Annotated in this window: 14 protein-coding genes; 4 read left to right on the top strand and 10 right to left on the bottom strand. The window is 71.7% G+C overall.

The annotated features are described in order from the left end of the window. Positions 1 to 155: 155 nt before the first annotated feature. From BIU98_RS16995 to BIU98_RS16985, 3 genes are all read right to left on the bottom strand, one after another. A complete protein-coding gene (locus tag BIU98_RS16995) occupies positions 156 to 782 on the bottom strand; it encodes a TetR/AcrR family transcriptional regulator (protein WP_071279134.1) in 627 nt (208 codons plus the stop codon). An 83-nt stretch (positions 783 to 865) separates the two neighbouring features. Then, the gene (locus tag BIU98_RS16990) at positions 866 to 3,610 is read right to left on the bottom strand and encodes a LuxR family transcriptional regulator (RefSeq protein WP_071279132.1); all 2,745 of its coding nucleotides are present in this window, start codon (positions 3,608 to 3,610) and stop codon (positions 866 to 868) included. A gap of 208 nt (positions 3,611 to 3,818) precedes the next feature. Continuing rightward, positions 3,819 to 4,769 (bottom strand): 1,4-dihydroxy-2-naphthoate polyprenyltransferase, encoded by a 951-nt coding sequence (locus BIU98_RS16985; protein WP_071279130.1) that lies wholly within the window; start codon positions 4,767 to 4,769, stop codon positions 3,819 to 3,821. Positions 4,770 to 4,936: 167 nt separating this feature from the next. On the opposite strand from BIU98_RS16985, the gene BIU98_RS16980 reads away from it, so the two are divergent. Continuing rightward, positions 4,937 to 5,911, top strand: coding sequence for a Ku protein (locus tag BIU98_RS16980; RefSeq protein ID WP_071279128.1), 975 nt, complete (start codon positions 4,937 to 4,939; stop codon positions 5,909 to 5,911). 27 nt (positions 5,912 to 5,938) lie between these two features. Here the strand turns inward: BIU98_RS16980 and BIU98_RS16975 are convergent, their stop codons facing one another. From BIU98_RS16975 to BIU98_RS16965, 3 genes are all read right to left on the bottom strand, one after another. Further along, positions 5,939 to 7,141 (bottom strand): ATP-binding protein, encoded by a 1,203-nt coding sequence (locus BIU98_RS16975; protein ID WP_071279126.1) that lies wholly within the window; start codon positions 7,139 to 7,141, stop codon positions 5,939 to 5,941. Between the two features lie 82 nt (positions 7,142 to 7,223). Next, a complete protein-coding gene (locus BIU98_RS16970) occupies positions 7,224 to 7,730 on the bottom strand; it encodes a DUF6328 family protein (protein WP_071279124.1) in 507 nt (168 codons plus the stop codon). A 55-nt stretch (positions 7,731 to 7,785) separates the two neighbouring features. Continuing rightward, on the bottom strand, positions 7,786 to 8,304 hold the full coding sequence (locus BIU98_RS16965) for a hypothetical protein (RefSeq protein ID WP_175481402.1): 519 nt from the start codon (positions 8,302 to 8,304) through the stop codon (positions 7,786 to 7,788). 321 nt (positions 8,305 to 8,625) lie between these two features. On the opposite strand from BIU98_RS16965, the gene BIU98_RS16960 reads away from it, so the two are divergent. Beyond that, the gene (locus BIU98_RS16960; RefSeq protein WP_139200800.1) at positions 8,626 to 12,579 is read left to right on the top strand and encodes a glycoside hydrolase family 3 N-terminal domain-containing protein; all 3,954 of its coding nucleotides are present in this window, start codon (positions 8,626 to 8,628) and stop codon (positions 12,577 to 12,579) included. Positions 12,580 to 12,716: 137 nt separating this feature from the next. Continuing rightward, the gene (locus tag BIU98_RS16955; protein WP_071279121.1) at positions 12,717 to 13,337 is read left to right on the top strand and encodes an antibiotic biosynthesis monooxygenase; all 621 of its coding nucleotides are present in this window, start codon (positions 12,717 to 12,719) and stop codon (positions 13,335 to 13,337) included. On the opposite strand, the gene BIU98_RS16950 is transcribed toward BIU98_RS16955, so the two are convergent. The 4 genes from BIU98_RS16950 to BIU98_RS16935 form a co-directional block, all read right to left on the bottom strand. After that, the gene (locus tag BIU98_RS16950; protein WP_071279119.1) at positions 13,334 to 14,275 is read right to left on the bottom strand and encodes a Ppx/GppA phosphatase family protein; all 942 of its coding nucleotides are present in this window, start codon (positions 14,273 to 14,275) and stop codon (positions 13,334 to 13,336) included. The two genes, BIU98_RS16955 and BIU98_RS16950, sit on opposite strands and share 4 nt — an antisense overlap. A gap of 62 nt (positions 14,276 to 14,337) precedes the next feature. Beyond that, positions 14,338 to 15,198 carry a ribokinase gene (locus BIU98_RS16945; RefSeq protein ID WP_071279117.1) on the bottom strand — a complete coding sequence of 287 codons (861 nt, stop codon included), beginning with the start codon at positions 15,196 to 15,198 and terminating at the stop codon, positions 14,338 to 14,340. After that, entirely contained in the window at positions 15,195 to 16,643 is a 1,449-nt protein-coding gene (locus BIU98_RS16940; protein WP_071279115.1) for an MFS transporter, read from the bottom strand. The genes BIU98_RS16945 and BIU98_RS16940 overlap by 4 nt, the downstream gene beginning before the upstream one ends. A 6-nt stretch (positions 16,644 to 16,649) precedes the next feature. Further along, a complete protein-coding gene (locus BIU98_RS16935; RefSeq protein ID WP_071279113.1) occupies positions 16,650 to 17,711 on the bottom strand; it encodes a nucleoside hydrolase in 1,062 nt (353 codons plus the stop codon). Between the two features lie 173 nt (positions 17,712 to 17,884). Between BIU98_RS16935 and BIU98_RS16930 the strand changes: the two genes are divergently transcribed. Next, on the top strand, positions 17,885 to 18,895 hold the full coding sequence (locus BIU98_RS16930; protein ID WP_254787985.1) for a LacI family DNA-binding transcriptional regulator: 1,011 nt from the start codon (positions 17,885 to 17,887) through the stop codon (positions 18,893 to 18,895). The last annotated feature ends 63 nt before the right edge of the window (positions 18,896 to 18,958 follow it).

The following is an 18,958-nucleotide window of genomic DNA, read 5'->3' as shown; positions in this document are numbered from 1 at the left end:
CCCCGTTCGGATGCCACCGCGCGGACCGCAGCGGAGCTTGCGTGGTCCTGCGGATGCCCGGCCACGAGACGGGGGCGCAGACGACGCGACCAGGCCGGGAGGAGCCTCCCGGCCTGGTCGTCGCAGCCTTGTGTCCGCAGCCTGCTCGCGGGTCGTCAGGCCCGCTGGGCCGGGAGGAGGATCGCAGCGGCCGCCTGCTCGGTCAGCCACGTGCGCGCCCGGTCGGTGCTCCACCCGCGGTCGAGGAGCGCCTTCCAGCGTCGGAAGCCGAGGTAGAACCAGAGCACGTCGGCGGCGTCGGCGGCGTCGAGACCCGGGCGCAGCTCGCCGAGCGCGCAGATCTGCCGGGCGGCACCCGCGATGACCTCGGCGAACCGGGCCTCCGCTGCCTGCAGTGCTTCGAGGATGGCCGGGTCCGTGCCGGCGATGCTGTAGACCTCGCTGAGGAGCCAGCCGTGGTCGAGGAAGAGCTTGGCGGCCACCTGCTCCAGGCGCTGGAAGACCTCGTCGGCGGTCCGTGGCTCGGCCGCGGCGTGGTCGGCGCCCCCGACGAACGCCGAGTCGGCCGCGTCCTCGATCAGGGCGACGAGCAGCTGCGGCTTGCCGCCGACGCTCGCGTAGACCGTGTTCACCGCGACGTCCGCGCGGGCGGCGATGCCCGCGATGGTGGCCCTGACGTAGCCGTGCTCGCCGAAGGCGGCGAGCGCCGCTTCGAGGACGAAACGGCGCGTCTCCGCTGCTGCCGATGCCCGACGCTGGGACCGGTACGGTCGTGTCTCCACGGGGTGACCTTACTGCAGCCGTCGGGTGTCGGTGGGACGGGCGGGTGTCGTCGGACGGGTGCTGCCGCCTCCGCTGCCGGCGGTCACGCCGACACCGCCAGGTCGATGTCGTGCAGGTTGAGCGCGAGCTGCGTCCGCGTCCTGACGCCGATCTTGCGGTAGACCGACGCCAGGTGCGTCTCGACCGTCCGGACGCTGAGGAAGAGCTCGGCGGCGATCTCGCGGTTGGTCTGACCGCCCGCGGCGGCCCGGGCGACCCGGAGCTCGGCCGGGGTCAGCGGCGTCCGGGTGCTCGCGCTCTGCAGCCGCGAGCGCACGGCGTCCATCCGGGAGAGCACGCGCGGGTCACCCAGGCGGGTCGCCGGCTCGACGAGCGTCTCGAGCACGTGCCGTGCGCGGGCGGCCTGTCCTGACCACTCGAGGAGCTGGACCTGTTCGAGCTGCGCGCGGAGCAGTTCCGGTCGGAACCCGCCACGGCGCAGTGCCACGAGGCCCTCGCCGGAGAGGCGCAGCGCGCCCTCACCGTCACCGGACCGTCCCGCGAGCAGTGCCCGGAGCCGGAGCGCCTGCCCACGGGCGTGTACCCGTCCTGGTCGCTGGCCGAGCGCGGCGAGGTCGTCCGTGATGGTCCGCGCCCGCTCCAGGTCCCCGACGGACACCAGTGCCCGGACCAGCTCGACGTCGATCCAGAGGCGCTTGCCCGGCTCGTCGATGTGCCGGGACCGCGCCACCGAGTAGGCGGTCTCGAGGTCCTCGAGCGCGTCGTCCCACCGCTCCGAGTAGGCGTGGTCCAGGCCGGCGATCCCGGCGCGGAGGAGCGATCCGCGGCTCTCGGCCGCCGGGCTCATGCGTGCGTCGAGCAGGGCGTCGACCGCACCACGGTCGTCCAGCGAGAGTGCGAGCAGTCCCCGCGCCCGGTACAGGCTCGGCGGGAGCAACGACAGGGCACCGGCCTCCTGCTCGGCCTCCGGGAGGAGACCCCGTGCCACCTCGAGCCGACCGGCGAGCGTCTCGACGATCGCGGCGTGGGCGAGCCCCTGGACGATGGCGTAGCCCTCACCTGCCGACTTCGCCGCGCGGACGAACATCGTCAGGTTGGACCGCGACCGGGCGAGGTCGTCGGCCTGGTACGGCCAGAGCGCCTCCATGGCGTCGGCGGTCTCCTCGAGCGCCGGGGACCCGGTGGTCCGCTCGACGGCCCGGACCCCCGCGATGAGCGTGTCGTCGATGCCCTCGCCGCGGTCGAGTCGGAGGTAGGCGGCCCAGTACAGGGCGGTGCTGCGCGTCCGCGGTGCCTCGTCCGTCGCCAGGACCTCGACGAGTGCCAGGAGCCGATCGACCACGTCGTCGTCGTGGGCGTGGGCGGAGATGAGGCGCCAGGTCTCGAGGATGACCCAGCGGGTCCCCTGCGTCACGGCGATGCGCTGCAGGGACTCGAGCCGTCGGACGACCGCCACCTGCCCGTCGGTCTTGTCGAGCGCCTGCACCAGGACGGCGACGACCCGGTCGAAGACCGGCACCGAGAGCGACTCGACGTCGAGCTCCGCCACGATCTCGATCGCCAGCGCGGAGTCCCCGATCGCGAAGGCCAGCTCCGCGGCGTCCGCCACCCGGCGGGGGCGGTGCTGGGAGTCGTGAGCGGTCCGCACGAGGGCCTTCCGTGCCAGGCGCAGCGCCGTCTCGGTCGCGCCGGCACGCCGTGCCCGGCCGGAGGCGGTGATCAGGTCACGCGCGAGTCGCTCGTTCGTGCCCGGCTCGGTGCCGGCATCGCGGTGTTCGAGCTGCCGCGGGGCCGGGAGCGGGAGCTCCGCGACGGCAGCGTGCACGGCCCGCTCCTCCGCCGCCGGCAGCGTCTGGAGCGCCGCGGCGGCGAGCAGCGGGTGGCTGGCGGTGACGACGCCCTCGTCACAGCGGAAGACGCGTCGGTCCACCCCGTCGGCGACGGCGGCCGTCGCGCCCGGCCGGATGGTCTCGAGGTCGTCGACCGCGGCCGACCCGAGGACGGCGACGGTCCGCAGGGTCTCCCGGACCGGAGCGGGGAGCGCTGCCACCCGGTGCGACACGGCCTCGACGACCGAGCCCGTCGCCCAGCGGCGGAGGTCCCCGTCGGTCCTGGCCGCGGCGAGCTCGATGGCCCAGAGCGGGTTGCCCCCGCTCACCTCGGCGACCTCGGCCAGCACCGACGGCGGGAGTGCTCCCAGTCCGGCGTCGGCGACGACCTGGCGCACGGAGGCCGGCTCGAGAGCGACCATCGGGGCGACGTCGGTCGGGGCGAACAGCGGTCGGACGGCGAGGTCCTCGGGGCTGCCGTCAGCGCGTCGGGCAGCGACGACCGACACGGTCGACCCGATGCCCTGACGGAGCACCGCGCGCTCGACGGCACGACGGCTCTCCGGGTCGAGCCACTGCCACTCGTCGACGACGATGGCCGCGCCGGACTTCGTGGCCCCGGCGAGCACCTGGGTGACACCGGCCTGCAGCATCGCCAGTTCGACCCGGCGACCGGGGGCGCGGCCGAGCATCGCGAGCACGGACTCCCGCTGCTCGGATGGCAGCTGGCGGAAGGCCTCGGCCGGGAGCGTCGCGAACAGGTCGCGCAGTCCGGCGAAGGGCTGCCGCTCCCCCTCGGTGGCACGGGTGAACAGGACGGTGCGGTCGTCGCCGAGTGCACGGAGGAGCGCGTCGATGAGGAAGGTCTTGCCGATCCCCGGTTCGCCGACCAGCATCAGCCGCCCGCCGGGGGTGGACGCCGCCGTCACCGCGCGGTCGAGGAGTCTCTGCCGTTCGGGCGCGATGCCCAGCTGGTCGTCGTGCGCTCGGTGCTGCATCGTGCTGCCCTCTCCCCGTTCACAGGAGACCCTGTGATTCGATGGATCACGTTACGGCAGTCGAGTGCCACTCCGTATTGGAGGACGTACAGGGTGCGGAGCGGGTGTGGGACCTGCGTGGGACCACTGAGGCGGGCGGGGGTCGGGTGTGCGAGACGAGGGGCGCACGGGGCGTGGCGCGACCGCGCAGCTGCCCTTCGGCCGGCGGTCAGCTCGCGTGGTGGATGACGAGCGCCACGCTGAGCAGCACCCCGAAGGCGAGCGACGTCGTCGACGACAGCTGGAGCGACTTCACGAGCGCGAGCGGCTGGACCGCCCTGGTCCCGATCCGGACCGCCGGCACGGCCAGCACGAGCGAGGCGAGGGTGATCAGCGCGAGCGGCGCGTCGAGGACCGGCACCACGAGCAGCACGTACGGCGCGAGCATGAACACGGCGAAGAGCACCCGGGCCGCTCCCCGACCGACGACGACCGCCAGGGTCCGCTTGCCGGCCGCCCGGTCCGGTTCGATGTCGCGGATGTTGTTCACCATCAGGACCCCGCACGCGAAGAGCCCGATGGCCGCAGCGCTCACCCAGCCGGTCAGCGTGGTGTGCCCGATCTGGACGAACTGCGTCCCGACCACCGCGGCGATGCCGAAGAACAGGAAGACGGCGACCTCGCCGAGCGCCCGGTACCCGTAGGGCCGCGCGCCACCGGTGTAGAACCACGCGGCGACGATCGCGACGGCCCCGACCGCGAGCATCCACCAGAGCTGGGTGACCAGCACGATCGTCAGGCCCGCGACGGCCGCGACCGCGAAGAACGCCAGCCCGACCACGAGGACCGCACGCGGGGTCGCCTGGCCGGCGCCGGTCAGGCGTGGCGGGCCGACCCGGTACGCGTCCGTGCCGCGGACGCCGTCGGAGTAGTCGTTCGTGTAGTTCACGCCGATCTGGAGGCACAGCGCCACGACCAGGCAGAGGACCGCGACGAGCAGGTGGTGGTCCCGTCCGAGGTACCCGCCGACGCCGTCCCGGTCACCGGCGACGGCGACACCCGTTCCGACGATCACCGACACGGCGCTGAGCGGCAGGGTGCGCGGTCGGGCACCCTGCACCCAGACGCGGAACGAGGGGCGGGCGGGAGCGGAGGCGGCCGGTGCCGTCGGCGCGGTCACAGGACACCGCGGGAGGTCGGAGCGTTCGGGATCAGCATCGTCCGAGGCTGACGCGCTCGGCACCCCCGCGCCTCCGTGCAGCCACTGAGACTCCGCGCCGAGCGCCGAGGTGGCCCCTCGGCGCACCCGGCCGCGCGCTCCCACGCGCACGCGGGCATCATGTGGTGATGAGGTCGATCTGGAAGGGCTCCATCGCGTTCGGGCTCGTCAACGTGCCGATCAAGGTCTACGCCGCCACCGAGACCCACGACGTCTCCATGCACCAGGTCCACGACGAGGACAAGGCCCGCATCCGGTACAAGCGGGTGTGCGAGCTCGGGCACGAGGTCGAGTACGCCGACATCGAGCGCGCCTACGACGACGGCGAGAAGACCGTCGTCCTCACCGCCGACGACTTCAAGAAGCTGCCCCAGGAGCAGTCGCACGAGATCGAGGTCCTCGAGTTCGTGCCCGTCGAGCAGGTCGACCCGATGATGTTCGAGAAGACCTACTACCTCGAACCCGACTCCCGGTCCCCGAAGGCGTACGTCCTGCTCCGGCGCACCCTCGAGGAGACGGACCGTCTCGCCGTCGTGCAGTTCACGCTCCGCCAGAAGACCCGCCTCGGCGTGCTCCGCGTCCACGACGACGTGCTGCTCCTGCAGGGCCTGCTGTGGGGCGACGAGGTCCGGTCCGCCGACTTCAAGGCGCTCGACACGTCGGTCAAGGTGAGCGCGAACGAGCTGAAGATGTCGTCGTCCCTCGTCGAGAGCATGTCGACGGACTTCGACCCCGACCGCTACACCGACGAGTACCAGGCCGAACTCCAGCAGCTCATCGACGCCAAGCTCGAGTCCGGCGACGACGTCGACACCGCCGAGACCTTCGGCGAGCCGGCTGCATCCGACGACGACGAGGGCGGTGACGTCATCGACCTGATGGCGGCGCTGCGCGCGTCCGTGGACAAGAAGCGGACGGGAGGCTCGGGGTCGCGTTCATCAGGCAGCTCGCGGTCGTCTGCATCCGGCTCCGGCGCCGCTTCGGACACGGAGACGAAGAAGGCGCCCGCGAAGAAGGCCCCGGCGAAGAAGCCTGCTGCGAAGAAGACTCCGGCTGCGAAGGCCCCCGCCAAGAAGCCAGCGGCGAAGAAGCAGGCCAGTTAGGCGGCCTCTCCGCACGGTCGCGAGTGCCTACGGGGTGACGGTCCGGTGGATGAAGTCGGCCATCCCCGGCACCGTGAAGGCGAGGAAGCCGCGATCCGGGGCGAAGACGTGCCCGTTCTTGATGAGTTCGTTGCGGGACACGGAGAGGTCGCTCGTCCGTCGTTTCCCGGTCCGGGCGACCAGGTCCTGGATGGCCGACGGCCCGTCGCCGTCCTCAGCCATCGCCAGGAGCAGTTCGCGTTGCTTCGGCGTCGCGCGGTCCCAGCGTGACTGGTAGAGGCCCTGGTCGACTTCGTCGCGCGCACGGAGCACTCCTGCTTCCGCGTCCTCGAGCCCGATCCGCCCCGCTTCCGCCCGGACGTCCCAGACGTGCTTGCCGCACGCTTGCGCGAAGTACGGGTACCCGGCGATGGCCTCGACTGCGCGGTCGAGTGCTGGTGCGGCCCACACCACCCCAGATCGATCGGTCGGGCGGGTGAGGGCGACCCTGGTCTCGGCGTCGTCCAGGAGGTCGAGCCGTCGGTAGTCGTAGAGGCGCTCGGCGTAGCTCGTGGCATCAGCGAGGACCGCAGGCAGTGACGGGAGGCCGGTCCCCACCATCATCACCGGGACCGGGGAGGGCTCCTGACCGAGGGCGTGCAGTGCGAGGTTCAGGGCGTTGAGATCTGCCTTCGGGGCATCCTGGAGCTCGTCGACCATCAGGAGCAGCGCCTGGTCGAGTTCACGGAACGCGGTACCGACCTCGCGCAGCAGGTCTTCGAGGTCACGCTCGAGTGCCCCACTGTCGGCATAGCCCGGCTCGGGCCCGACCTCGAACCCGAATCCGTAGGTACCGCTCGGGTCCACAGACACCTGGAACGACCGGAAGACCCTGAGCGCCCGCGCGAAGCGCTCCCTGGCGTGCTCACCCACCGAGAGCGTCGACCGGAGCGCTCCGTGGAGTTCTCGGGCGATCGCCTGGCCGAGGCTCCGGCCGGCGCTCGCCTCGATCTTCACGACTGCCCACCGACGGGTCTCACGCGCCTGGCGGCCGATCTCGTTCAAGAGCACCGTCTTGCCCACCCCGCGGAGACCGGAGATGACGATCGGTCGTTCGCCCTCTGACGTCGCGAGGACCTGGCGCAGCGAACGGTCGACGGTGTCCAGCAGCGCGTCGCGTCCGGCGAGCTCGGGCGGGACCCGACCAGCTCCGGGGCGGAACGGGTTGATGCCAGAGGAGTTGTCCACCATCCATCAGACTTTATCACCCCGTATAAGCTCCAGCCTTATACGGCCTGATGAATCCTGATCGAGTCGATGCGCCGATCCGCGCTCACCCGGCGTCATCGCGGCGGGTGCGGCGCAGCGAGAGCGGCAGCGCCGTCCAGAGCAGCGCGGTGCCCACGAAGACTGCTGCGCCCGCGACGACCCCGCCCGCATCCCCGACCACCAGGTCGAACACGAAGAGCACCGTGCCGGCGAAGAGCAGGGCGCTCGCGATGAGCGCCGTGAGCAGGATCACGTTCCCGGCTCGGACCAGGTCGTGCTTCTGCCGCTGGCGGAACACGAGCCGGTGCGTCGCGACCGCGGACAGTGCGACCACGGTGACCACGACGGCGAGCACGACGAGCACCAGGTAGATCGTCTGCTGCCCGTCGGTCAGGGTCGCGAAGCGCTGCTGGAACGGCAGGGTGAGGAGGAAGCCCGCCAGGATCTGGGTGCCGGTCTGGATGATCCGGAGCTCCTGCTGGATGTCGACCCAGTTGCGGTCCCAGCGCTCCGTGGGAGTCTCGTGCCGCCCGCGCTCGGTGTCCGCGGACGCGTGGTTCGTCGTGTCCATGCGCCGAACCTACCCACGGCGGCACGGGTGCTGCACGGGACGTCGATCGGTCGCCTCACCCGGCTGGTGCGGTCGCGGCCACCCGGGCGGCGAGCGCTGCGAACACGTCGTCATGGGCCCGCCGGAGCTCGGTCCACCCGGCCGTCACGTCGATCTGCTCCGCCTCCGGGACGGGTTCGGCGTAGCCGTGCTGCGCTCGCGGGACCGCGTCACTCGGCAACCGGAGCTCCTGCGTGAAGGCGCCCGCGTCCGCGGCGAAGGTCAGGGTGTGCGCCGCGACGTTGCTGCCCCAGTCCGAGGACGGCCACGACATGAAGGCGACGTGGCGGGGCGGTGCGTCGACGGTGACCTCGGTGGCGGAGACGTAGCAGCCGTGGTGGTCCTCCCCGGGCGAGAGGATCGTGTACGTGCCGTTGTCGCGGTAGACCAGCAGCGCCTCGGCGAACGGCTTCGGGCCGTACATCGCGGTGTAGCGCAGGGCGTGCACGAACACGGGCAGCCCGAGCGGGACGGCGATCGTGTGGCTGGTGGTCGGGTCGCTTGCCGGCATCGGGATCCTCTCGGGGTGGTTCACCAGACGATCGTCTGACATCCACTTGGGACCCGCGTCGACTCGCCACGAGGATCCGTTCAGGGGTGGCGATCGGACCCGATCCGGAGGTGACCCGTTCATCCAGTGAGCGCACCCTGGCGGCGTCGCCACGGGCCTCCTGTCCGTGCCATGCCTGAAAGCAGGCCGATCGCTGTCTTGAAGCCTTGACAGCTTCCGCGAATCCCGAATACGGTCCGGGATTGTTCCGTCAGAACCACGCCGAGACCGGTTCTGCCTCCTCGCCACAGGGACGTGGTGGGGGTGACGGTCGACGCGTACGACGTTGTCAGAGAGGACAACTCGATGCATGTGGAGAACAGGCGATCCCCGCGGATCGCCGTCAGGGCCGCACTCGCGGTCTGCGTCACGGGGGCGCTCGTCGTCACCGGGGCCGGGTTCGCGAACGCCGCGACCACCAACCCCAACCAGGGTCCACTCGAGAAGGCGAACGCCGCGCTGAGTCAGCGCGCCGCAAGCCAGGGGATGGTCCTGCTCGAGAACAACGACGACGCGCTGCCGATGGCGAAGGACGGCGCTGTCGCCGTCTACGGCGTCGGCGCCTACGCCACCGTCAAGGGCGGCACCGGTTCGGGCAACGTCAACAACCGCTACACGATCTCGGTCCGGCAGGGTCTGCAGAACGCCGGCTACCAGATCACCACGGCCCCCGCGTACTCCGACGCCGTGAAGAACGCCTTCGACACCAAGTACGGCACCGCCAACGCCGGCGGCTTCGGCCCCTCCATCGACTACTCCTCGGTGGAACAGCGGCTCACCCGGACGACCGTGCAGCCCACCGCACCGACCGACACCGCCGTCTACGTCGTCGCGCGGAACTCCGGTGAGGGCAGCGACCGCTCCCCCGGCGCCGGCGACTACCAGCTGACCGACACCGAGAAGGACGACCTGCAGATCATCGGGCAGACGTACCGGAAGGTCGTCGTCGTCCTCAACGTCGGCGGGATCGTCGACACGGCGTTCTTCGACGACATCAACAAGTCGGCGAACGACCCGGACGGTGGCAAGCCGCTCGACTCGATCCTGCTCATGAGCCAGGCGGGCCAGGAGTCCGGCACGGCACTCACCGAGGTGCTCAACGGCACCGTCACGCCGTCCGGCAAGCTCACCGACACCTGGGCCTCGAAGTACTCGTACTACCCGGCGGCAGCGACCTTCGCGAACAACGACGGCAACAGCGCCGAGGAGCAGTACAGCGAGGGCATCTACGTCGGCTACCGCTGGTTCGACTCGATGTACCGCTCGCTCGACCCACAGGACCCGGCGAGCGTCGTCGAGTACCCGTTCGGCTACGGGCTCTCGTACACGCAGTTCCAGGTGGAGCCGCTCGGCGTCACCGCGGACATGTCGACCGTCTCGGTCAAGGCCCGCGTCACGAACGTCGGGACCGAGGCCTCCGGCAAGGACGTCGTCCAGACGTACTTCTCCGCGCCGCAGACCGGTCTCGACAAGCCGTACCAGCAGCTCGCCGGCTCCGCGAAGACGGACAGCCTGGCCCCCGGAGCGTCGCAGACCGTGACGATCCGGTACAACACCACCGACATGGCGTCCTACGACGAGACGAAGGCCGCGAACACCATGGAGGCCGGTGACTACGTCATCCGCGTCGGTGACTCGTCGCGGAACACCAGCGTGGCCGCGAAGCTCCGGCTCGGTGCCACCACCACGACGGAACAGCTCGCCAACGAGCTCGACGACCAGCGACCGGCCACCGAGCGCACCAGCGACCCGGCCGACTTCTGGTCGTACCCGGAGGAGGAGCAGCAGCTCGCCGACGCCCCCGTCATCCCGCTCGACACGACCGGCTTCACGGCTCCTGACCACGCGTCGAAGCTGGAGCAGGACGTCCCCGTCGCAGCCGACTCGCCCTACGCGGCGATCGACGGCGACACCATCGCCTCGGTGACCGCGTACGTGGACGCCGCGACCACCGACTGGGAGGGCACGGGCAAGCCCTACGCCCCGAAGACCGGTGAGACGACGGAGCCCGTGGCCGTCGTGCCGAACTCGACGCTGTTCGACGTGAAGACCGGCCGGATCACGATGCAGCAGTTCGTCGCGAGCCTCAGCGCCACGCAGCTCGCGAACATCGTCGAGGGTGCCAGCGCCGCCGGCACCACCGCGACCGCGATCGGCGCCGCCGGCTACACGACGGCGAAGTACGAGGACCGCGGACTGCCGGGCATGACGCTCGCCGACGGCCCCGCCGGACTCCGCATCACGCAGAAGACGTCGACCACCCCGGCGACCTACCAGTTCGGCACCGCGTGGCCGATCGGCACCCTGCTCGCGCAGACCTGGGACCCGGACCTCGTCCAGGAGGTCGGTGTCGCCGTCGGTCAGGAGATGTCCGAGTACGGCGTCGCGCTCTGGCTCGCACCGGGCATGAACATCCACCGCGACCCGCTCAACGGGCGCAACTTCGAGTACTACTCCGAGGACCCGCTGCTCACCGGCCTGACCGCGGCCGCCATGACGAAGGGCGTGCAGAGCATCCCCGGCGCCGGCGTCACGATCAAGCACTTCTACGGCAACAACCAGGAGACCGCACGGACCACCTCGAACGACGTCGTCAGCGAGCGGGCGAGCCGCGAGATCTACCTGCGCGGGTTCGAGATCGCCGTGAAGAGCGCCCAGCCGATGGCCGTGATGACCTCGTACAACAAGGTCAACGGCACGTACGCGTCGGGGAGCTACGACCTCAACACGGACGTCCTCCGCGGTGAGTGGGGCTTCGCCGGCACCGTGATGACCGACTGGGGTGCAGGACCGCGCACCGGGGCGACCGGTGTGATGTACGCCGGCAACGACCTCATCGAGCCCGGCGGCAACCCGAACGAGGTCCTCAACGCCCTCAAGCAGGTCGCTCCGACCATCGACGTGTCCGGCCTGCCCGCGTACACGAGGACCGTCACGCCCACCCGGACGTCGACCGCCTGGCAGTTCGGCGGGCTGACGCCCGCCGCGACCGGCACCCAGTCGATCTCGACCACGGTGGACGCGACGACCGACCTGACGAAGACGCCCCTCTCCGGGACGACGACACGTGACGCCATCAACAACGAGACGTACGCGGCCAACGCTCCGTACGCCTCCGTCCAGGCCGCCTACGCCGACGTCACCGCGCTGCTCGCCGGCACCACGCTGACTGCCGCGCAGAAGGCCGGGATCTCCGTCACCGGCGTGCAGCACCAGGACCCGGCGGACGCCACCTCGCCGGTCGTGGCGTACACGGTCACCGTCACCGGGAACTACCCGGCGACCGGCTACAACCTGCGCCTGGGCGACCTGCAGCGCAGCGCGAGCCGGATCCTCGCCACCGCGTCGCAGACCGCTGGCTTCCAGCAGCTCGCCGAGGCGAAGGGCGTCTCCGGGATCTCGGTGAAGCCCTACACCGCGCAGTTCTCCGACCTCGTCGACTACCAGTCGGTGACGAAGGGCGCGGTCCTGACCGAGCAGACCGGTGACGGACCGTCCGTCGCGGTCGGCGTCTCGCCGAAGCCGAACGCCGCGGGGTGGTCCACCGGGCCGGTGACGGTCCGCGTCACGTCCACGGACGACGACGCACGCCTGTACCTGTCGGTCGACCAGGGCGAACTGCTCCCGGCCTCCGACCCGGTGACGATCTCGGACGAGGGCGAACACCAGCTCCGTGCCCTGGCCGTCGGCACGGACGGATCGATCTCGAAGCTGCTCGAGACCACCGTCCGCATCGACCGCACCGCTCCCACCGTCACGGCGGGGACGGCGACGAAGGGCCAGCTGACCCTGACCGCCGAGGACGCGCTCTCCGGCGTCGCGACCGTCCAGTACTCGCTGGACGGCACGACCTGGAAGACGTACTCGGGTCGGGTCACCGTGTCCGACACCCCGAAGGTCGTCCGCTACCGGGCCACCGACGTGGCGGGCAACACGAGTGCCGCCGGCAGGGTCACGGTCACCTCGACCGCCGCCAAGCCGGTCGTGACGAAGCAGCCCGTGACGAAGGTGACGGTCAAGGCCGGCACCAAGGTCACGCTGTCCGCCGCGGCCTCCGGCAGCCCCACGCCGACGGTGCAGTGGCAACGGAGCACGAACGGCGGTCGCTCGTGGGTGACCCAGGTCGGTGCGACGAAGGCGAGCTACACCTTCACCGCCACGACGGCGATGAACGGCCGGCAGTACCGGGCCGTCTTCACCAACGACTCGGGTCGCGTGACCACCTCGGCGACGAAGGTGGCGGTCACGGCGGTGAGGTGACCGCCGACCGACACACGTCCGGATGACCTGCGGGGCATCGGCCACCACCCGGTGGTCGGTGCCCCGCCCCGTGTCCGGGGCCGTGTCCGGGACGGCGGCGTCACGAGCGTGAAACACGGGTCAGGGACACTGGTCGGATGACTCCACAAGAGCCTGGGAGCCTGCAGTCGTCACCCGAGACCGCCGGCCCACCCGTCACCGTGTCCATCACCCGCCTGGTCGAACCCGAGCGCATCCCCGAGGTCACCCGCTGGGTGCAGTCCGGCGTGAACCTGGCGAACCGCTACCCGGGCTTCCTCGGGTCCGGATGGGTCCGCTCCCGCGCGCAGTCCCGCGAGTGGCACATGCTCTACCGCTTCGCCGACCACGACTCCCTGTCGACGTGGGAGAACTCCGACGACCGGCTGCGCTGGCTCGACCTGGGCCGTGACCTCGTGGTGGAGTCCCGCGTCGAGAAGCGCACCGGCATCGAGGGCTGGTTCGACGTCCCCGAGGACGCTCCGTCGTCGAGCGCTCCCCCACGCTGGAAGCAGGCGGTGAGCATCTGGCTCGGGTTCTTCCCGGTCAACCTCGTGTTCACGATCGTGGTCGGGCTGCTCGTGCCGTCGTTCGCCGGGCTCGCCGCGTTCCCCCGCGTCCTCATCACCACGGTCGTGCTCACGCCGATCATGACGTTCTGGGTGCTGCCGTTCGTGACGAAGCTCATCCGGCCGTGGCTGCTCGCACCGCCGAGGCCACGGAGTGCCCGCAGCCGCTAGGGCGCGCCGAGCACCGACAGCTGGTCGAGCCGCTCGAGGATGACGCCCTCGCGGAGCGCCCACGGGCAGATCTCCAACGCCGGCAGGTCGAAGATGTCCAGGCACGCCTCGGCGACGAGCGCGCCCGGCACGACCTGGTGCGCCCGGCTCGGGGAGACCCCGGGCAGCGCCGCGAGCTCGGCGACGGACATCTGCAGCAGCGACGGCAGCTTCGCCCGGAGGACGTCACCGTCGAGCGAGCGTGCGACGAGCGGCCCGGCGGCCGACGGCGCCGCACCGCAGATGCGGGCGATGGACCGGAACGTCTTCGAGGTCGCAACTGCCCGGTCCGGAACCCCCGATCGGAGGAGTTTGCCGGCGTCCCGGGCGATCTCGACCCGGATGTCGTGCCGGAGACGGCGGACGTCGTCCTCCGTCGGCGTCCCGGCGGCGAAGAACGACCGTGCCAGCCGGGCGGCGCCGATCGGCATCGACCACGCGACGTCCGGTGCCTCGTCCGCACCGCCGGCGATCTCGAGCGACCCGCCACCGATGTCGAACACGGCGAGACGTCCGGCGGACCAGCCGAACCAGCGGCGCACGGCCAGGAAGGTCAGCCGGGCCTCGTCCGACCCGGACAGCACGGCGAGCTCGACGCCGGTGCGGTCCTGCACGTGGGCCAGGACGGCGTCGGAGTTCACCGCGTCACGCACGGCCGAGGTCGCGAAGCCGAGCATGTCCTCGCACCCGCGGTCCTCGGCCACCCGGACCGACTCGGCGACGAACCCGGTGAGGGCGTCGATCCCGGCCTGCGTCACCGCACCCCGCTCGTCGAGGTGCTCGGCGAGCCGGAGCGCCTGCTTGAAGGAGGACGCCGGCAGCGGCGCTGCGCCGCCGTGGGCGTCGACCACCAGCAGGTGACCGGTGTTGGACCCGATGTCGAGGACTCCCACGCGCATGCGGCAACGCTAGCGGCCGCAGCGGGGTCGCCTGGACCGCCGGGACGGGCTGGAGGCTCGCCCTACGCCCGCAGGAACGCCTCGAGCTGGGGCGTGGTCGGGTAGGACGCCTGTGCCCCTGCCCCGGTCGCGGCGTAGGCCCCGACGCCGGCGGCGAACCGCGCGGCCTCGAGGAGCGTGTCGCCCGCAGCGAGCCGGAGCGCCACGGCACCCATGAACGCGTCACCGCAGCCGGTGGTGTCGACGGCCTCGACGGGCACCGCGGGGACCTCGACGGGCGCGGCGTCGCCGTCGTGGACGACCGAGCCGTCGCCACCGCGGGTCACGATCGACCGGGCGACGCCGTGGTCGCCGAGTGCAGCGGCCTCGTGCTCGTTCACCAGGAGCACGTCGGTCAGGTCGAGCAGTTCGCGCGGCACGTCACCGAACGGGGACAGGTTCGTCAGCACCGTGACGCCGGCCTCGTGCGCGGCGCGGGCGGCGGCGAGCACCACGTCGATGGACACCTCGAGGCACAGGCCGAGCACCGCGGCGTCGCGGAAGGCCTCGGCGGGCAGGTCGTCCGGGGTCAGCGTGGCGTTCGCGCCGCCGGAGATCACGATGGTGTTCTCGCCGCTGGCGTCGACGGTGATGACGGCGGTGCCGGTGGCCGTTCCCTCGCGGACGGCGACGTGCGTCGTGTCGGCACCGGCCGCCGCGACGGAGTCGCGGAGAAGTGCGCCGTTCCCGTCGTCGCCGACCGCACCGATCATGCGGACCGCGCCCCCGAGCCTCCCGGCTGCGACGGCCTGGTTGGCGGACTTGCCCCCGGGCAGGATCGCGAGGTCGGATCCGTGCAGGGTCTCGCCTGGCTTCGGGAAGCGGTCCGTCCGGACGACCAGGTCCGCGTTCAACGACCCGATGATCACGATGGTCTCGGTCATCGGACGCTCTCCTTCTGTTGGACGATGGCGGTGGTCTCGGCATCCTCCGGTCGGGGGATGAGGAACGAGATCGCCAGGGCGGCGGTCGTGATGACGGCTCCGAGCAGCATCCCACCGGAGTAGCCGGACGTCCCCGAGGACCCGCCGACCCCGAGCGCGATCTGCAGCGCCGGCAGCACGGCGAAGCTGACGCCCGCGCCGAGGTTGAACGCGCCCGCGTTGAGTCCCGGCAGGAACCCGGGGTTCGACGCCGGGGAGAGCACGATGCCCAGGCCGTTCAGGATGATGTTCGCGATGCCGGCGTACGTGATGCCGATGAGCACGGTGGTCGCGACGAGGACCGGCAGCGAGTGCACGCCGACGAGCGCCATCAGGACGGTGGCGACGATGCTGCCGACGAGCCCGACGCGCAGCACGGCGCGGTAGCCGAGCGTCGGGGCGAGCCGACCGGCGAACGGCCCGACGATCCACCCGACCAGCGCGTACGGCGTGAGGAAGACGAGGGAGGCGAGGTCGGCCTCCATCCCGAAGCCGGCGTCGCCGTTCTGGGCGAGCGACGTGACCAGGCCGTTCACGACCGCGAAGACGCCGGTCATCGTCAGGAAGGTCGTGGCGAGGAGCGCCCACGTGCCCCGGCGCTTGAGGAAGCGCGTCTCGACGAGCGGCTCGCGGACGCGGGACTCGACCGCCCAGAACACGGCGAAGGCCAAGAGCGCGACGACGATCCCGCCGACCACGAGGAGCGGGTTCGCGGCGCCGAGCTTGCCGGCCTCGTTGAACGCCGTCAGCAGGGCTCCGACCGAGATGACGAGGGGGACGACGCCGACCCAGTCCATGCGGGTGCCGGCGGACGGGCGCGACTCGACGCCCCAGACGGTGACGAGGGCCAGCGCGACGACCGTGACGACCGCGATCACCCAGAAGATCCCGCGGAAGCCGAAGTTCGTCGCGATCCAGCCGCCGGCCAGGGCGTCGATCCCCGCGATGCCGCCGTTCACCGCGGTGAGCAGACCGAGGGCAGCGCCGTAGCGCTTCGGGTCGGTGATCTCGTTGCGCAGGACGAGCAGGCAGATGGGCACGACCGGACCGGTGACGCCCTGGATGATGCGGCCGGCGAAGAGCATCGGGACGTTCACCGCGACGGCGGCGACGATGCTGCCGACGAGCATCACGGCGAGCATGCCGACGAGCACGCGCTTCCGGCCGACGATGTCCGACAGGCGGGGCAGGAACAGGGAGAACAGCGCGGCGAGCGTGAAGTACAGGGTCTGCGAGAGGCCGATCGTCGCGTCGTCGGTGCGGAGTTCGCGCGCCATGGTGACCAGCGCGGGGCTGAGCATGCTGGCGTTGAGCTGGAAGGCGATGCAGGCGGCGAGGAGTGCGGCGGTGAGCGCGCCGATGGACTTCTTCGACGTGTTCGACTTCGTCGTCGAGGGGGTGCTCATGGTGGGTCAGATCTCCGTGGTGGTGATGGTCGGCTGGTTCGTGCTCGGCTGCGTGGTCAGGCCGGCCTCGACGGCGTCGGCGGCGGCACGGGGCGTCCAGCCGGTGTCGGGCGTCTCGCCGATGCGCTCGAGGGCGTCGACGACGAGGTCCCAGAACCGGCCGTGGTCGAGCTCCAGCGCGGCACTCGTGCGGCAGTCCTCCGGTGCGGGCGCACGGAAGTCGGCGACGGTCATGCCGAGGGTCAGCGTGCCCTGGGTCTCGACGCGGATCGGGACCTTCACGGCGCGGACGATCGTCGGGTCGATCACGTAGGCGACCGCGCAGGGGTCGTGGACCGGCGGGGCGTCGAAGCCCTGCGCGTCCTTGTAGGTCTGGCCGAAGAAGTCGAGGAGCTCCCCGACGAAGGCGGCGGGCCCGGTGCCGACAGCGGCGATCCTGGCGGCGACCTCGGGGGTGGCGAGGGCCTGGTGCGTCAGGTCGAGCCCGACCATGACGACGTCCCAGCCGGCGTCGAAGACGATCGACGCGGCCTCGGGGTCGATCACGATGTTGAACTCGGCGACCGGGCTCCAGTTGCCCACGTGCACGCCGCCGCCCATCAGGACGACCTGCTTCACGCGCTCGACGATGCGGGGCTCCTTGCGGGCCGCGAGTGCGATGTTCGTCAGGCCACCGGTCGGCACGAGGGTGACGGTGCCGGGCTCGTGCGCCATCACGGTGTCGATGATCAGGTCGACCGCGTGGCGCTCGTCGAGCTGGAACGACGGCTCGGGCAGGACCGGTCCGTCGAGGCCGCTCTCGCCGTGGATGGCCGGGGCGACCTCGATCGGGCGGAGGATCGGACGCGCGGCCCCCGCGGCGAACGGCACGCCCGTGATCCCGGCGATGCGGGCGACGGCCAGGGCGTTCCGCGTCACCTTCGGGAGCGTCTGGTTGCCGACGACGGTGGTGACGGCGAGGAGCTCGATGTCCGGGTTGCCGTGGGCGAGCAGCATCGCGACGGCGTCGTCGTGGCCGGGGTCGCAGTCGAGGATGATCTTCTCGGGCTGGCGGCGGGCGTCGGTCACGGTGGTGCTCCACTTCGTCGGGGATCCGGGCGCGTGCCCGGGTGGTGGTCGGCGATCGACGCTCCGGTCCCGAGGCGTCAAGCGTTTGACATCACAGCGCATCAAGCGCTTGACGTCAAGTCGGGCGCGCTCACGGGCCGGCATCCGTCGCGCCGCTGGGTAGCATCGACGCCGTGCCCCCGTCCCCGCCAAGTCGCCCCGCGTCGTCGGGACGCGTGACCGCGGCGATGGTGGCCGAACGCGCCGGCACGAGCATCGCGACGGTCTCCCTCGTGGTGAACGGCAAGGACCGCGGCCGCGTGTCCGTGCCGATCGCCAGCCGGGTCCGCGACGCCGTCACCGAGCTCGGGTACGTGGTCGACCACGCCGCGAGCTCCCTCGCGCGGGGCAGCGGCGACCTCGTGGTGCTCATCGCGCCCGACCTGTCGAACCCGTTCTTCGCCGAGGTCATCCGCGGCGTCCGGGACACCGTCGGCGACCGCTTCCAGCTCGTGCTGTCGGTCACAGAGCGTGGCGAACAGCCCGTCGACGCGGACGTCCGCCGGTTCGAACGACTGCGGCCCGCGGGGATCCTGGTCGATGCCCCGGCCGACGGCGAGTCCATGTCCGCCGGCGTCCCCGTGGTGCTGCTCGACGCTCCTGGTGGCCCGGGCGCCGTCAACTACGACCTGTCCTCCGGCGTCGAGGCCCTCGTCACCCACCTCGCCGCCGCCGGACACCGCCGTGTCGGGTACCTCGACGGGACCTCGCGCGCGACGACCTTCGCCGTGCGCCGCTCCCTGTTCGACGAGGCCTGCGCCGTAGCCGGCATCACCGTGTCGCCCGTCGTGGCGCGCGCGGACCTGACGATCGACGCCGCCGCGACCGCCGTGGGAACCGTCGTCGACACCTGGCTCGACGACGGCGTCACCGCTGTCGTCGGTGCGGCCGACACTCTGGCGTACGGGGTGCTCCGCGTGGCCGCCGAACGGGGCATCGCCGTGCCCGGCACCCTCGCGGTCGCCGGGTTCGACGACCTGCCGTCGTCGTCCGTCACCGCGCCGGCCCTGACGAGCGTCGCACTGCCCGGAGCCGAACTCGGTCGGGCAGCGGCGCTCCGGTTCCTCGCGACGCTCGACGGCACCGAGGCGCCCGACCCGGCCCTCCCCACACGGCTGGTCCCCCGCGCGAGCACCGGCGCCTGACGCGATCCGTCGCGCGGATGGTGCAGCAGCGCCGACCCGCGCGACACCACCGCTGTCGTACGA

Source organism: Curtobacterium sp. MMLR14_010 (genome assembly GCF_001865015.1).
Lineage (GTDB): Bacteria > Actinomycetota > Actinomycetes > Actinomycetales > Microbacteriaceae > Curtobacterium.
The sequence above is the reverse complement of the archived record's forward strand: the minus strand, read 5'-3'. Positions and strand labels throughout refer to the sequence as shown.

Excerpts from the sequence above, each read along its gene's own strand:
- BIU98_RS16990 (WP_071279132.1), bottom strand. The coding sequence starts at position 3,610 with ATGCAGCACCGAGCGCACGACGACCAGCTGGGCATCGCGCCCGAACGG.
- BIU98_RS16975 (WP_071279126.1), bottom strand. The coding sequence starts at position 7,141 with ATGGTGGACAACTCCTCTGGCATCAACCCGTTCCGCCCCGGAGCTGGT.
- BIU98_RS16950 (WP_071279119.1), bottom strand. The coding sequence starts at position 14,275 with ATGCGCGTGGGAGTCCTCGACATCGGGTCCAACACCGGTCACCTGCTG.
- BIU98_RS16940 (WP_071279115.1), bottom strand. The coding sequence starts at position 16,643 with ATGAGCACCCCCTCGACGACGAAGTCGAACACGTCGAAGAAGTCCATC.
- BIU98_RS16945 (WP_071279117.1), bottom strand. The coding sequence starts at position 15,198 with ATGACCGAGACCATCGTGATCATCGGGTCGTTGAACGCGGACCTGGTC.
- BIU98_RS16980 (WP_071279128.1), top strand. The coding sequence starts at position 4,937 with ATGAGGTCGATCTGGAAGGGCTCCATCGCGTTCGGGCTCGTCAACGTG.
- BIU98_RS16955 (WP_071279121.1), top strand. The coding sequence starts at position 12,717 with ATGACTCCACAAGAGCCTGGGAGCCTGCAGTCGTCACCCGAGACCGCC.
- BIU98_RS16960 (WP_139200800.1), top strand. The coding sequence starts at position 8,626 with ATGCATGTGGAGAACAGGCGATCCCCGCGGATCGCCGTCAGGGCCGCA.
- BIU98_RS16970 (WP_071279124.1), bottom strand. The coding sequence starts at position 7,730 with ATGGACACGACGAACCACGCGTCCGCGGACACCGAGCGCGGGCGGCAC.